Consider the following 15,565-nt stretch of genomic DNA (forward strand, 5'->3'; position numbering starts at 1 on the left):
AGCAACCCCTTCCTTAGTAAAGCCGTGTGTATTATTCCTTGCCCTGATAACGGAAATATGCGAAATCAGCACTGCTGCCACCGAACTGCTGCATATCATGCGCCGCAATGCCAACAAAGTTCCCAGTGAAGCCTCCCGATAAAAAGCTGATATTCTGCGGATCGCCAAGTGGCTTCCACTCCGTATCGTCACCCTTAAGATAAACAAATTGCCCAGTCACTTCCTGCACCTCAACCGCGATCCGCAGTGTCTCCCCTGCATTTAGTTCAATCATTACAGGCTCCGCAGTGAATTCATCCCGCTGACAGCGCATTAACCGCAGCACCTTGCCACGTCCTTCTTCATGGCTGATATACGCATAAAGATAGTTATCTTCATTCAGGTATAACAGTAGTCCTGCCATCTGCAGATAAGTATTCGGTTCATATTCAAGCGCTGTTTCGGCGCGGAAGCTTATATCCGTCTGGCGAATAGCCAGAATATGATGCTCAAACAGACTCTGCACGGATTCCCCGGCCCTGATTCTTAACCAGCCCGGTCTTTCAGCAAGGGAACACCAGCTTTCATTCCTAGGAATCCGCAGTGTATTCCAGTTCTTTTTCAATTCCGGGCCGTTAAAATCATCCTCGAATTCAAGCGTCCGCACTTGTTTCAGGACCTTCGTTCCTTTAGGTGCTGGTACCTTGAGCTGTGGCGCATTTCCGCCTGAGGTTAGTCTTAACCAGCCCTCCTCATTCCAGTGCACCTGCTGAACGGCAGTCTCTCTCCCCAGTATGGCGTATTCGCCTTCCAGGGGGCGGGTACACAAATGGGCCATATACCATTCACCTTCTGGTGTCTCTACCAGACTTCCATGGCCGGCACATTGAAGCGGCAGCTCGGGATTATCCCGTGAGGTCAACATCGGATTGAGCGGATCCACCTCATACGGACCCAGCAGCGCCTTGGAGCGCGCTACGGTTACGGCATGCCCCGATCCAGTGCCACCTTCTGCCGTAATTAAGTAGTAATAACCTCCCCGCTTGTAAATATGCGGCGCTTCCGTCTTCTTCAGCGGCGTGCAATCAAAGATTTTCACAGGTTCACCTATTAATTGGCATTGCTCTGGATCGTACTCCTGAATTACAATTCCGCAGGACTTGTTGCCTTCCGTAATCCGGTAATCCCACAGCTCATTCAGCAGCCATTTGCGCCCATCCTCATCATGGTACAGAGATGGATCAAACCCGCTGCTATTCAGGTATACCGGGTCAGACCAAGGTCCCTCAATATCCTCCGCAGTGATCAGATAGTTATGACAATCTTTAAAAGGCCTTTTAGTGCTCTTAACATCGGTATAAATCAGATAAAACAAACCGTCATAATAGCTAAGCTGTGGAGCCCAGATACTGCAATTTTTCGGATTTCCCCGCAGATCCACCTGATGAGTCAGAATATCTGTGCAATGCTCCCAGTCTGCTAAGTCCGCTGATTGATACACCCTTACACCGGGCAGCCATTCAAAAGAAGAAACAGCAATATAATACATCTCCCCCGCTCTTACAATACAAGGGTCAGGATTGAAGCCTTTTAATATGGGATTGTGAATAATTCCAGTCTGAATATTATCTGTAATCATCTTCATACTCCTTCCTATTTCCATACATCCGCACCCTTCACCCTAAGCAAACCTGCAGTCTATCCTGTTCAATTATCAATCTGCCTGCTCACTTAGATCTTCCTGTGACGGGACAACGGTCACCTGCTGCACTAACTCTTCCACTTTACGGGTGTTTCTCGATTGGCAACCGGTGATATCTACCGTTTCTCCATTTTCAATATAAAAAGCCGGTCCCTCATGATTCTCGATCGTCACTTGGCGGAAGCGGATATCTCTTACGTTGCCAAGATAGAACCCACGGTTGTTCATATCCTGGATTCCTGACATCATGGCTGGACGACCAGGGATTGCATTCTCTGCCATGGAAATATCAATATCGGAAAAGGTAATTTCTGAAATGTATTGCTCCGCAAGGCCGTAAAGAAAACCTGCAGCAGCATGAACATTCCGAGCAGTAATATTAGCAAAATGAATCCGTCGGAAGCAGGGGGTCTCCTCCGTCACCGGATAAGGATTCTTGTCCCATACGTATTTGTCCTTACCACGTGGTCCGCAGAAATAATAAAGATTAAGAATAAACGGACAGATCACGTCCTCCATCACGATATTACTGACACGAATATCTTCGACAACACCTCCGCGCCCGCGTCTGGACTTCAGCCGAATTCCGCGGTCTGTCTGCTTGAACACGCAATTGCTGATCACGATATTACGGATATCTCCGCTCATTTCGCTTCCCAGCACCACACCGCCGTGACCATGAATCATCGTGCAGTTAGTTATCGTGATATTCTCACAGGCAACCCGCTCCTTCGTATCCTCCGTCCCTGCTTTAATGGCGATGCAGTCATCACCCACATCGATATTGCAGTTGCTGATGCGGACATTCACACAGGACTCTGGGTCAATGCCGTCTGTATTAGGCGAATCCGCCGGATTATAGATCGACAGATTATCAATCGTAACGTCATGGCAACAGATAGGATTCACAGTCCAGCTTGGGGAGTTCACGAGTGTCAGATCTCTAAGCGTGACTCTACGGCAGTTGTCGAAGCTGATAAGCTTCGGGCGAGGATACAGCAGTGAATCAGGAGAATTCCGATGTTTATCCCACCAAGGTGCGCCCCTTCCATCCAGCTTGCCTGCACCTGTAACCGATACATTCTCTAGATTTATTCCAAAAATACATGAAGCATGGACGTTCTGTTTCACACCCTCCCAACGGGAATCCACCACCGGATAATCGTTAGGATTAGAGCTGAAGCTAAGCTCAGCTCCAGGACTGAGCTTCAGCTCAATATTGCTTTTCATGAAGATAGCACCCGTCTGATAGTGCCCGGAAGGAACATATACTGTTCCTCCCCCTGCCTCGCTTGCCGCATGAATGGCACGGGCTATAGCTTCCGTTGAAGGCTCTGGACTATTAGGATGTGCTCCGTAGTCATTTATATTGTAGATAGACATGCGCTTCACTCGCTCCCTTTCGTCGCGTCAGGACGCTGCAAATATTCATATTCTCCGCAAGCCAGGAGGAATGCGCCAAGCCCCTTCTGATCATTGGTAACGATCGGTTCACTGATATAATAGGCGTAAGTACCATCTCTCCGGTCCTCACCACCGAGTCCTGCGACCTGGCAGTTTTTATTCAGGTTAACCCAGCCATTTTGGGTTTCCAGCACAAATTCCGCAATAAGACCTTGATAAGCACGGTCAAGAGTCTCGAACCAACTATCATCGAGTACACCGATCCGAATGCCCTTAGCCATTGCATAGGTGATCATGCTAGAAGCGGAAGCCTCCAAATAATTGCCTTTACGGCCGCCCATGTTTACAACCTGATACCATACTCCAGCATCAGCATCCTGAACCTGACGAAGCGCTGTCAGCGTATCTGTCAGAATACGTGCCAAGATCTCGTAATCCGCGTGTTCCTTAGGGAGCATGCCGAGTACATCCACTAGCGCCATCACATACCAGCCCAGCGAACGCCCCCAAAAGTTCGGAGACAACCCCGTTTCAGGATCGCACCACGGCTGTACCCGCTTTTCATCCCATGCGTGAAACAGGAGACCCGTCTCAGCATCCTTAGTATGACGCTCGCACAGAATAAATTGCCGGGTCACATCGTCCAGACCCTTGCCGCCTTCATACTCAAGTAAATACTCCAGATAGAAAGGAGAGCCCATATACAAGCCATCCAGCCAAATCTGATAAGGATATACATTCTTATGCCAAAACGCACCTTCCGAGGTTCGAGGATGCGTTGTTATCTGCTTTCTTAATAAATCTGCAGCCATTTTATATTTCGCTAACCCAGTTTCTTTATGGAGCACAAACAGGATCTTCCCGTTATTTAAGTGATCAATATTATGTTCGCTCAGGCGATACCCCTTCACAGAGCCGTCTTCCTCAATAAAATAATCCATATTATCTTTGATGAATTGATAATATTTAACCTGCCCGGTCTGTCTCCACAGCAGCTCAAAACCCTTCAAGATGACTCCATAATCATAAGACCATTTTCCATGATATCCGTTATCCTCATATAATCTTGGCGTTCGCTCCATAATCGAATCTGCCATTCGAACACCCCAGCCCATACTCCTAAGTGCATTGTTGTCTTTCATTTTTTCCTCCTGTTTGAATAGATATGGTCCTAAACGCAGCCTCCCCATTTAGGACCCATCTACTATTTTCTTAGAATATAGTCTGTAGTACTTCTTAAGGATTTACAGCTTTATAAGCAGCTTCATATTCAGTAATGATTTTGCTGCCGCCGGATTTCTTCCACTTTTCAACCTCAGCTTTAAATCCGTTCAAATCAATTTTGCCAAGAATATATTTATAAGTGGCATCTGTCATAATCTTCTGCAATTCAGATCCTTGAGTAGAATAGGTCTCAGATTCCAGAGAGTAAGCAGGATTCAGTACAGCATATTTAGCATTCTCAACGATCAGCTTATCAGCTTCAACTTTGAGTGGATCAGCATCATGGATAATGAACCCATTCTCTAATGGACGAGATGCCGAAAATGGCTGAACTTCTTGCTTCCAGAGATCCGTATCCTTAATCGTAACCGCTTGTTCTCCATCAATTGTGTAGTGAACATCCTTAATACCGTAGGTCATCAAGCCATAGACATCTTCATTCATAAGATCATTAACAAATTTCAGGATCCGTCTTAACTCATTTTCATCCTTAACTTCGGATTTCGGGAAAGACAGCAGTCCCCCAATTCCGTTATTACCAGCCCAGATGGCACGATCTGCTTCATTGCCAGTGGAAGTGATATCGTTAACCATAACCAAATCCATGCCATCCTGTATGCCCTTAGACAGATTTAGCAGGTTCTTGCTGTCAAACAAGGCACCCACATAAATTCCAGCCTTTCCTTGCGCAAAATTCTGCTGCTGATCTGTTTTAGCCGTCACAGCAAAATCCTGATTGATATACCCACCATCATAAAGAGTCTTCATATAATCCATGGTTTTAACATAAGCCTCTGTATCGAACTCAGGTGTCATTTTACCCGCATCGTCAACGCTCCAATAGTTCGGTGTTCCAAAGTATGAGCCCAACGTCTTAAATGCTCCATATACAAGATCGCTGCGGTCCATGAAGCCTGTGGTATCCTTCTTGCCATTACCATCAGGGTCTTTTTCGGTAAACGCTTTCGCAACTTCCATCAACTCATCTGTTGTTTTTGGAACCTGCAGTCCAAGCTTATCCAGCCAATCTTTACGGATAACAACGCCGTTTCTAGCCAAGGACTTCTGGAAAGGAACCCCGTACAGCTTACCTGCAATCGATGCCGATGTACGTGTATCCTGTGAAATTTTAGCCAAATTCGGGAACTCATCAAGATAAGGACTTACTTCCCAGAACATACCGGCCTTCAGTGCATTACGTACAGAAGAGTTATCAAGAATAGTCAGGGTAACGATGTCCGCTAGGGAATTCGATGCTAACGAAGTATTAATACGTTCTTCTTTGGAAGGATCCGGAATCCATGAGAATTCAATCTCTGTATTCGTTAATTCTTCAATTTTTTCCAGAATAGGACCCGTTGGTGTTGTAGACGTTTGTAAAATGTTCAGCCAGCTAATCTTTGCTTTAGCATCTAGCACATCTGCAGGTGCAGCAGTTGTTTTAGCCGTTGAATTCGTTCCCCCATTTGAAGAATTTGACTCCTTCGCGTTATTGCCTCCTCCGCATGCAGTGAGTACTAACCCGCTACACAACATTAAGGCTGCAATTTTTTTGTAATTGCGATTCATCAACATTACCCCTTTTACTAATGTATTTGTTGTTGTATCTTCCACCTCTGCCCTTAAGGCAGAGGTAAGAATTCAGCATACTGTGAAGCCTAGTAAACACCATCTTCGCCGATTTTTTTAGCTAACTTGTTCGACAGCATTACGAGAATCAAGCCAACCACACCCTTGAACAGACCTACTGTGGTACTGAAACTCAATTGTCCGTTCTTTAAACCAGCTGTATAGATATAGGTATCGAAAATTTCTCCAACTTCGCGGTTCAAGGAATTGATCAGCAAGTACATATGCTCAAAGCCCAGATCCAGCGTGTGGCCAATCTTCAGAATAAGCAAGGTAATAATGATTGGACGAATCGCCGGCAGGGTGATATGCCATGTTTTGCGCAATCTTGCCGCTCCATCCATCTCAGCTGCTTCATATAACTGCGTATCCACTACGGTAATGGCTGCCAAATAAATAATGGTTGACCAACCAATTTCTTTCCAAATGATCTGTCCGATATACACGGTACGCAACCACTCGGGAGAAGTCAAAAAGCTGATCTTCTGCATCCCAAAGGCCGCCAACATCTCATTCAGCACCCCTCCATCCACATTCATAAATACATAGGAAATGGAGACGATGATAACCCATGACATGAAATGGGGGATATAAATAATCGTTTGAATGGTGCTCTTAAATAACTTGTGCTGAACTTCGTTAAGCATCAGCGCCACTATAATAGGTAGCGGGAAGAAAATAAAAATGTTTAATGCAAACAAGATAAGTGTATTACTCAATAGCATAAAGAAGGTAGGTTCTGTAAACAATCGGACGAAATGCTTAAACCCAACCCACGGGCTATCTGCTATACCCAGAAACGGCTGATAGTCCTGAAATGCAATGATAAGACCGCCCATAGGCAGGTACTTAAAAATAACAAAATACAAAAATCCCGGGAGTATCATTAGATACAATAACTTGTTTCTTTTTAAACTCAGCCAGCTAGGCCCCGTTCGCTTTTTTCTTACTGGATTAACTTTCGTGTTCAGCATGGTGACGTTTGCCTCTTTCACCTGATCGGCCTCCTTGATCGCGTTTCTTTACGATTCCCAGATTACGATCATTCGTCCATTACGTATATAATCATCAGATACTGATACTCCAAGAACCCTACAGCTATAAGGTTTTCCAGACCCGTGCATCTTATAGTGATTACTACAATACATAAAGATCATCTATGCCTTATCACGCTTTTTCCTCCCAAAACAAAGCCCAAGCTAATGATTATATACGGAATAACAGACCCCTGTTAAAGTTTCAATGAAACGATTACAAGGAGGATATCTGCATGTCGCAATCATCTTTTAAAAAAGAAACTATGGGTAGCCGGCTGTTTACTATTGTAAATACCACACTGCTTACACTCATTGCCCTAGCCTGTCTTTTACCCTTTGTCAATGTGTTTGCCAGTTCCTTTGCTTCAACACAGGAGGTAGTAGAAAAAAGCTTCATCCTGTTCCCGACGACATTCTCTTTGGATGCTTACCGTTATATACTGTCAACGCCTACTATCTTTAAAGGGCTTGGCGTATCCATCGGTGTAACCTTAGTGGGTACAGTTGTTAGTATGGTTCTTACCTCTTTAATGGCTTATGGATTATCTAGAAAATATCTGTACGGAAGAGATTTTATCAATTTCGTAATCGTGTTCTCCATGCTCTTCAGCGGAGGGATGATCCCTACTTTCCTAGTAGTTAAATATTTCGGGTTAATCGATTCCTACTGGTCCATGATCATGCCTGTTGCGATCAATGCTTTTAACCTGATCATTATGCGCAACTTCTTCCAGGCGCTGCCGGAAGGGCTAGAGGAATCAGCCAAGATTGACGGCTCTAATGATTTTGGTGTATTTTTCAAAATCATGCTTCCGCTGGCGATGCCATCTATCGCGACCCTCTCCTTGTTCTACGGGGTAGCTTACTGGAATACTTATATGAGTGCAGTTTTATATATGACGGACTCCACAAAGTGGCCTATACAAGTCCTGCTGCGCCAAATTGTTATCGTCGCCAGCGGGATGCAGGGAGATAATGCTTCTGTTGATATTATCCCACCTGCTCAAACCATCAAGATGGCGGTTATCGTAGTCGCAACCGTTCCAATGCTGCTCGCCTATCCTTTCGTACAAAAACACTTCACCAAAGGAGCCCTGCTGGGTTCTGTAAAAGGCTAAAACATTGCAGCTATACAAAACAGCCAGCCCCGGTCTCCCGGGGCTGGCTGTTTGTGTTCAGCGCCTTACTTCTCCTGTTTCTGGGTTCGGTATGCACCTGGTGTTACATGTTCTTTTTTACGGAAGGATCGAATAAAGTTCTGCGGATTATGGTACTGCAGCCTTTCAGCAATTTCTTTAATGGTCATATCCGTTTCTACAAGCCACTTCTTAGCCATTTCCAGGCGATAGTTCATTAGATATTCGCTAAACGTCATCCCGTACTCTTTTTTGAAAATACTGCTTAAATAGTTCGGACTGTAATGAAGGCGATCACCGATTAATTCTAACGTTAAGTCCTGATCAAATTCTGAGCGGACAATCACCGCAATTTTATCAGATAAAAGGCGGAACTGACGGTCTGTCTTCTCCTTAACACTGGTCACCATCGGATGAATAACTTCTTTGACCAAAATGCGTTCGATCTCTTCCGGATTACGGATGTCTAACAATCGGTGGTACAACGTAGAATTGTCCTCTGTCAGCAGAACCTCTACACCCAGCAGCTGCTCCAGCTGAATCAGATTGTTGACGAAACGTATTAATGTGACTTCGAAATTCAAAGGATTCTTACTGTGCTTCATCATTTCCCCGAGTAATGGATACAGAGAACAGGAGACTTGTTCTTCATCTCCAATCCGAATCGCGTCAAATAACTGGGACTCAAACTCAGACGGATAATGCAGTAGAACTGGACCCGAGATTACCTTCGATATATCCTCATAGAAAATGATGGACTCTTTTCCCAGATTTAAACGATGGTGCAGCGCCTGCTTACTCATCTCACAAGCTTCCTTACTAAATAATAAATTATCGTAAAAATTGCTTATTCCAACACTAACGGATAGTTTCAGGATTTCTCTAGCTGTTCGAATAATTATCTTCGCATAGTCCAGTGCTATTCTCCGGTTCTCCTGTTCATTCGCTCCCTCAAAAATCAGGATGGTCGCTTGTGTACGGTCATTTAATAGGATAGGAATCATCCGCTTCTCCTGCGGAATCAGCTCTTCCACCAGTTTGTTGACCGCCACAAGCAGAAGGTCCTTGTCGCTAGCCTGCCGTTCCCCATAGTTATCCAGCTGTATCAGCAGCGTTGCATACACCGAATTCTGTGACAGCTCATAACCGAAACGAGGCAAACCTTGATTCAGCTCTTCTTGAGATATCCGGCTACGAAATAGATTTAGAATAAACTGAGTTTCCAACTTAGGCATCTCAGACTCAATGAGACCCTCTAGGCTTTCTTTCTCCGATAAGATGGTATCAATCGAATTAATAATCCAGTCTACCTCATTCTTGGGCTCTAGCTCTGCATTGGCAGGTAATAATCGGCGCTGAATCTGCCGGAATGGCTTGGTGAAATACAAAGAGATAACGTAAGCGACTACCGCAATCAACAATGTAATAAGCAGTACCATCATCACAATCCCGAATCGGGTTGTCTTTAGTGCATCTGAAATTTCTGATTTATCCAAAAGAGTTACGTAAATCCAATTATTATAAGAAGATTTAGCATAAATAGCTTTTATCGATTGGTGATCAGCCCGCTCCATGGCAATCGTCCCCAATTGCCCCCCGCCTCCGGCAACATTAGTAATATGGCTAAGCTGATTACTAGTCAGCAGGGACTTCCCGGTTTCCGACTCATATAAAAGCTCACCCTCCCGGTTAAGAATAAACACTGGTGTGTTTCCTTCGGTCTGAAGGGTGCTCTGCAAGGTCTGAAGTGATATATCAGATAAGGCAATCGCCTGTTTGGTCTGTGAGAATACCGGCAGGGTATTTACAAAGCGGATGCCTTTATCCGTCTTAACCCAAAATAAACCCCGGCTACGGTTATTGATATAGCTCTCATAAAGTGTCCTGCTCTCTTCTTCCGTTAAATGTGAAAGCTTCCCATTAGAAATCTGCCATTTCTGCTCCAAACTGATTAGAGAATAATTAACAAAATCCATCCCCATACTGGCAATGTAGTTAAGCTGGGAATTAATCTCGCGATACTCCTCAAAATCCTGCTCCGTGATCGGATTCTGCACAACCTCTCTGAAGGAACTGGTGGTACTGTAAGTATTAAAAGCGTATTCGATGGTCTGAATTTTCTGTTCCAGAGTGTTTTTAATTTGGGTAATTAAACTCTGTTTATCATCCGCTACTCTCTCATTTACCGAATTAATCGTCGTCAGATAAATATAGCCACCGAAGCTAATAACCAGGCCAATCCCCAGCACTAGAATAGGAACAAAAATCTTGTAGAATATCCTGCCTTTTTTCATGATAGACTCCTTAAGCATGTAATTATTTTCAATTATAGCGCTTCCAATAGGTTAAACCAAATGTTTTAAATGTGTATAATCGCAACCCTATTTTTATTAAAAATAGAAAACAAAAAAACAAGGCAAAAAAACGCTTCATCAAGCCCAGTGCTCAATGAAGGTTTTTTGCCTTATATTATAATGCCTTTATTCCTTATTCTTATATTTCAATCTCTTCCGTTGAATCCGAAAGACCACCACTCTGCACGCCATTATTATTGGCTACCGCAAGAACATATACTTTATATTTAACACCTTTAACAATTAATGCACCATTAACATCTCTTCTCGAGGCTACAATTGTAGGATTCGTTCCGTTAGGCGTTATCGACGTATAATACGAGGATTTCACCTCAATTGCTTCCGCTGAACCAAAACCTTGTTTGGATGGAACCACCAGAATTCGATATTCCGAAATGTTAGACTCGTTAGAGGAACGGTTGAAACTTACTAGTATTTTACCCTCATCCACACTGTACGTTACATTGGTGACAGAGGTTACCGGCAGCTTAGTGGATAAAGTTATGGCATTCGACTCTGAGGACAACACATTAGTGCCTGAGTACTTGCCGCTGCCAATCGTTAACACATACACTCTGTAACTGATTCCACTCTTTATTAAATTTCCGTTTACGTCTCTGGCTGAAGAATCCAAGACTTGACTGGTGTTATTTCCAGAAGTGCCTACCGCTGTGTAATTGGAGCTAGAAACAGCATTTGCCTGGGTTAAACTAAAGCTGCTGTAATAGGAAGTAGGTACAATCAGGATTCGATACTGGCTAATGTACGTTTCATCCGTGGCATGGTTAAAGGATACTTTTAAATCCCGACCGTCTTCGTAATCATTAACGTCCCTTACATCCAAGCTCGAAATAGGAGCCAATTTGTAATCTACATTCAACGTAATTAAAGGTGAACCAGAAGAAAGAACATTGCTGCCCGAGTAATTCCCGCTTCCGACTGTTAAAACATATACTCTGTAATTGATTCCACTCTTTATCAGGTTACCGCGCACGTCCCTTGATGACGAGGTTAACACTTGATTGGTGCTGGATCCTGTGGTGCTCACTGCTGTGTAGTTGGAACTGTACACATTATTGGCGTCAGATAAACTGAAGCTGTTGTAATAGGAAGTAGGTACAACCAGGATTCGATACTGGCTAATATACGTTTCATTCGTAGCGTGGTCAAAGGATACTCTTAAATCCCGGCCATCATCATAGTCATTTACGTCGCTTACATCCAAATTGTAGACAGCACTCACATTGTAGTCAACAGCCAACGTAATTAATGTTGAATCCGTTGAGAGAATGTTGGTGCCCAAATTCTTCCCGCTTCCAATCGTTAACACATACACTCTGTAAGGTGTTCCATTCTTAATCAAATTACCACGCACGTCTCTTGCAGATGAGGCTAACACTTGACTGGTGCTAGATCCTGTTGTGCTCACCGTTGTGTAGTAAGAGCTGGAGACATTATTCGCCTCAGATAAACTAAAGTTGTTGGAATAAGCTGTAGGCACAACTAGAATCCGGTACTGGCTGATATACGTTTCATCTGTAGCGTGGTTAAAGGATACTTTTAAATCCCGGCCATCTCCAAAGTCACTAACGTCGCTTACACTTAAATTAGAAACATTGACCGAGGACAGCGTAATCGCAGATGAGGCAGCAGACAATAAATTATTGGCTGTATTACTGCCACTATCTACCCCCATAACAAACACACGGTAACCAACTCCCGTCTTAATGAGGGCACCATCCACATCCCTCGCTCCAGACGATAAGATCTGGGTAATATTGGAGCCTGTTTTGTTGACCTGTGTGTAATTTGAACTGCTAACAGCATTTGCTGCCGCCAAATTAAAAGAAGAATAATTAGTAGCTTTGACTACAAATATCCGGTAAGAACTCACCTTGGATTCATCCGATACCTTATTAAAACTTACGGCTAAATCGCGGCCATCACTATAATCGCTCACATCACTTACTTGTACATTACTTGGGGCAACGACTACGGTATTAGTATTAAGCGATATAGTCGCAGAACTATACGAAAGAGCGCTGGTATTATTGCCTTTACCCACTGCGAAAACATAAGCTACATAGGTCTGATTACCTTTAATGAGGTCACCATCAACATCCCTTGAATTTGCGGTCATTCTAATCGTAGGATTAGTGCCTCTAGCTAAAACAGTAGAATAATTGGCGGATGTAACCTTTTGTGCAGATGAGATATTAAAAGTGCTCCAAGCCTTTACAATCATTACCCGGTAATGATCCACAAGAGCTTCATTAGAAGATTGGGTGAAGCTGACCTGAAGATCACGGCCGTCACCGTTATCACTTACATCCTTCAACTGTACATTCGATGCCGGATTTACAGTTCCAGTTTTACCGCCGGAAGTCGTTATGGTCACTACTTTGGTGCTTGGGTTCCAACCCACATCATGACCCAGTGCCTCACTGACAAACCGTGTAGGAACCATCGTTCTCCCTTTCAAATTCTGACCAGGCACATCTAGAGTTACAGCTTTATTGTTAATCGTGGCTGTCTTTGAGCCAATCTTTAACATAATCGTTGTATCATCTTTAGTTGCTGTTACAGTTTGTGTTTTCTGATTCCACTTGATAGAGGCATTAAAGGCTTCAAAAATTGCCCGTAAGGGTACCATTGTCCGTCCATTCACCATCACCGGTGCTTGATCTGTGGACAATCGAACCCCGTCAATAAAAATACTGATGGGCGCAGTAGCAGCTTTCACTGAAGATTGAAACATCATCGGCAAAACTAATAAGCCCACTAAAATAGAAATCCATAACTTCTTCACAGATTCACCCTCCTGGAATGACGAATACATTTTTTCCCTACCCCTTTGACGCTCATACTAGGATAAAAGTTTCACGCTTTATGGTTACAATATTTTAATCTGGAACCCGTTCCTTTCATCCGCCACAAACCGCTCTGTAAAAAGAAAAAGAAAGCGCAGTTTGCGCTCTCCTTTTGGTTATTCGTTGATACTTTTATCCACATTTTTCTTCGGAATTCCATCCAATCCGTACTCCCAATCATAAGCATCAAAAATTTTTCTCGCTACAGGTGCTGCACTACTAGATCCAAATCCGCCTTCAGGAATAACTACAGCTACAGCAAGTTTTGGATTTTCACGTGGTGCAAAAGCTATAAACACTCCGTTATCACGGTTTATGTTTTTACTATCCGTCTGTTGTGAAGTCCCTGTTTTACGTGCAAAATCATAGGGGAAATCACCGAAGGCACTTTTAACGTCACTGTTCATCCCTTTCTTTATCTCCCGCCAATAGGATTTATCGAAAGTAGTCACTTCATCAAGCACTTCCCGTTTGAATTCTTTGATAACTTTACCTTTGGAGTCCGTGATCTTGCTTACTAGCTGTGGTTTGATTCGTTGCCCTTCATTGGCTAGTGTAGCCGCATATTGCGCCAACTGTAGAACGGTATAACGTCCCTGCTGCCCAAAAGAAGCATAAACAAGTGCCGACTGAACTGAACCCGCTTTAGCTTCAGCTTTATAATTTAAATCACCCAAGTATTCCCTTGGTAAACCTATCCCTGTTGGAACACCCAGACCGAATTCTTTCATATATGTGTCCCATACCCCAATGCCCTTAGACTTGTATTTTTCGTACAATTTTTTCCCGATCATATCAACCATATATACGTTTGAAGATTTTTCAATGGCTGTATAAGGGTACAAAGAGCCGTATACATGATTGGATGAGTTCCTTACATTCGTCTCATGTCCTTCTCTACCAAATGAGGTGATCCCCTTATCTTGATAAGTAGAAGAAGTACTTATAAAGCCCTCTTTTAAGCCAATTAACACACTCAATGGTTTTATAGTCGAACCGAGCAGCACGGTAGATTCAAAATTATGCCCTGATCTTCCCGATGAGTATGGAGTTATCGTTCCATTTTGGTAATGCTTTTCAATTTTTTTATACACCTCTGGAGAGATCGAACCCGTAGCCCAGTTGTTGGTATCATAGTCAGGCATGCTTGCCATAGCAATAACATTACCTGTATCCACTTCCATGGCTACAGCGTAACCTGTTAAAGCATCAGGATGTGTTTCTCCCTGAACGGTGTGTGAATGCAACCACTGAATCTGATCTTTAATGGCTTCTTCGGTCTTTAGCTGAATTTTTTTATTAAGGGTAGTCCAGATAGTGCTTCCTTTGACCGGGGGTTCAATACTGACAATTTTTTCTGCCATATTCTGCGGATCTACGGAAACTTCCTTATAACCATTCTGTCCCCGAAGCTCCTTCTGGTATTGCAGCTCCAAGCCATCAAAGCCTACTAGCTCATCCTCTTTATAGTTAAGTCCAGGGTTCTGGTTATTTTTCATCGCCTGAAGTACATCCTTATAAAGATCTAAACTAGTAGAGGATTTGAAAAATTTCACGTAGCCAACAGCTTGTACAGCCACCGTATCGGTATCATAATGCCTGCTGCTTTCCTCTATCACTTCAAGGTTTGGATATTCGTTTTTGTGTTCTAAAAAATAAGCGATTTCTTTCTTAGTTAAACCTGATTTAATTCTTCGCGCTACATAACCAGAGAGTTTTTTTGAATATAAATCCATAGACTCAAGGATCTCTTCTGTGGTTAGTTTTTTCTCATTAGGATCACCATAAGTTTCGAAGGCTTCTGCTAACTTGCTGGCGAGTGCCTTTGATTTATTATTTGCCTCAGCAGTTAAGGTAACTTTTTTCGTAGTTTTATCTGTTTTTGTTGCGGTATATTCCTTATCCAAAGTAAGGTACAAAGATTGAACGGGCGTTGAGTATGCCAATTTCTCACCATCAGCAGCGAGGATATTCCCTCTCAGTGCCGATAATGCCACTATTTTCGTATCCCGGTTAGCCTCAGCTTCAGATAACGTAGGTCCTTCGACAAATTGCAAGACCGCAAGGCGTAGGATAATCACACAAAAAATAATAAAAGTGCTAAAGAAAAAAATATTGATTCTTAATTCGCCAGAGTTGTTAATAGTTTTGCTTCCGTCTTGTACACTTTTTCTGTCGAAAAGCCTCACATAATCCCACTCCTTATTTCCAAAATTCTACAGCATAAGAT

The 15,565-nt window shown here is 43.3% G+C and carries 9 protein-coding genes; 1 reads left to right on the forward strand and 8 read right to left on the reverse strand.

The features are described from left to right. Window positions 1-31: 31 nt before the first annotated feature. The 5 genes from NYE72_RS26140 to NYE72_RS26160 all read right to left on the reverse strand — a co-directional run bounded on the left by NYE72_RS26140 (window position 32) and on the right by NYE72_RS26160 (window position 6,933). Window positions 32-1,618, reverse strand: coding sequence for a glycoside hydrolase family 43 protein (locus NYE72_RS26140; RefSeq protein WP_076213695.1), 1,587 nt, complete (start codon window positions 1,616-1,618; stop codon window positions 32-34). 75 nt (window positions 1,619-1,693) lie between these two features. Then, on the reverse strand, window positions 1,694-3,064 hold the full coding sequence (locus tag NYE72_RS26145; RefSeq protein ID WP_038573243.1) for a glycoside hydrolase family 28 protein: 1,371 nt from the start codon (window positions 3,062-3,064) through the stop codon (window positions 1,694-1,696). 5 nt (window positions 3,065-3,069) lie between these two features. Next, complete coding sequence (locus NYE72_RS26150) at window positions 3,070-4,227, reverse strand: glycoside hydrolase family 88 protein (protein ID WP_218918661.1); 1,158 nt, start codon at window positions 4,225-4,227, stop codon at window positions 3,070-3,072. Between the two features lie 94 nt (window positions 4,228-4,321). After that, window positions 4,322-5,878: an extracellular solute-binding protein gene (locus NYE72_RS26155; RefSeq protein ID WP_038573245.1), complete on the reverse strand. Its 1,557-nt coding sequence runs from the start codon at window positions 5,876-5,878 to the stop codon at window positions 4,322-4,324. An 89-nt stretch (window positions 5,879-5,967) separates the two neighbouring features. Further along, a complete protein-coding gene (locus tag NYE72_RS26160) occupies window positions 5,968-6,933 on the reverse strand; it encodes an ABC transporter permease subunit (RefSeq protein WP_339210769.1) in 966 nt (321 codons plus the stop codon). A 275-nt stretch (window positions 6,934-7,208) separates the two neighbouring features. Here NYE72_RS26160 and NYE72_RS26165 point away from each other — a divergent pair, with 275 nt between their 5' ends. Further along, window positions 7,209-8,093: a carbohydrate ABC transporter permease gene (locus NYE72_RS26165; protein WP_036685426.1), complete on the forward strand. Its 885-nt coding sequence runs from the start codon at window positions 7,209-7,211 to the stop codon at window positions 8,091-8,093. Window positions 8,094-8,158: 65 nt separating this feature from the next. Here NYE72_RS26165 and NYE72_RS26170 read toward each other — a convergent pair whose 3' ends face one another. The 3 genes from NYE72_RS26170 to NYE72_RS26180 form a co-directional block, all read right to left on the reverse strand. Further along, window positions 8,159-10,405, reverse strand: a complete 2,247-nt coding sequence (locus NYE72_RS26170) for a helix-turn-helix domain-containing protein (protein WP_094901823.1) — start codon at window positions 10,403-10,405, stop codon at window positions 8,159-8,161. Between the two features lie 199 nt (window positions 10,406-10,604). After that, window positions 10,605-13,274, reverse strand: a complete 2,670-nt coding sequence (locus NYE72_RS26175; protein ID WP_176462575.1) for a copper amine oxidase N-terminal domain-containing protein — start codon at window positions 13,272-13,274, stop codon at window positions 10,605-10,607. A 177-nt stretch (window positions 13,275-13,451) separates the two neighbouring features. Then, the gene (locus NYE72_RS26180) at window positions 13,452-15,479 is read right to left on the reverse strand and encodes a penicillin-binding transpeptidase domain-containing protein (protein WP_254924551.1); all 2,028 of its coding nucleotides are present in this window, start codon (window positions 15,477-15,479) and stop codon (window positions 13,452-13,454) included. Window positions 15,480-15,565 lie beyond the last annotated feature (86 nt).

The sequence above is a fragment of the Paenibacillus sp. FSL L8-0333 genome, from assembly GCF_037965665.1.
Taxonomy (GTDB): Bacteria; Bacillota; Bacilli; order Paenibacillales; family Paenibacillaceae; genus Paenibacillus_AQ; species Paenibacillus_AQ odorifer.

Bases quoted from the DNA above. Each gene is read 5' to 3' on its own strand.
- NYE72_RS26140 (WP_076213695.1), bottom strand. From the start codon at position 1,618: ATGATTACAGATAATATTCAGACTGGAATTATTCACAATCCCATATTA.
- NYE72_RS26170 (WP_094901823.1), bottom strand. From the start codon at position 10,405: ATGAAAAAAGGCAGGATATTCTACAAGATTTTTGTTCCTATTCTAGTG.
- NYE72_RS26165 (WP_036685426.1), top strand. From the start codon at position 7,209: ATGTCGCAATCATCTTTTAAAAAAGAAACTATGGGTAGCCGGCTGTTT.
- NYE72_RS26145 (WP_038573243.1), bottom strand. From the start codon at position 3,064: ATGTCTATCTACAATATAAATGACTACGGAGCACATCCTAATAGTCCA.
- NYE72_RS26155 (WP_038573245.1), bottom strand. From the start codon at position 5,878: ATGAATCGCAATTACAAAAAAATTGCAGCCTTAATGTTGTGTAGCGGG.
- NYE72_RS26150 (WP_218918661.1), bottom strand. From the start codon at position 4,227: ATGAAAGACAACAATGCACTTAGGAGTATGGGCTGGGGTGTTCGAATG.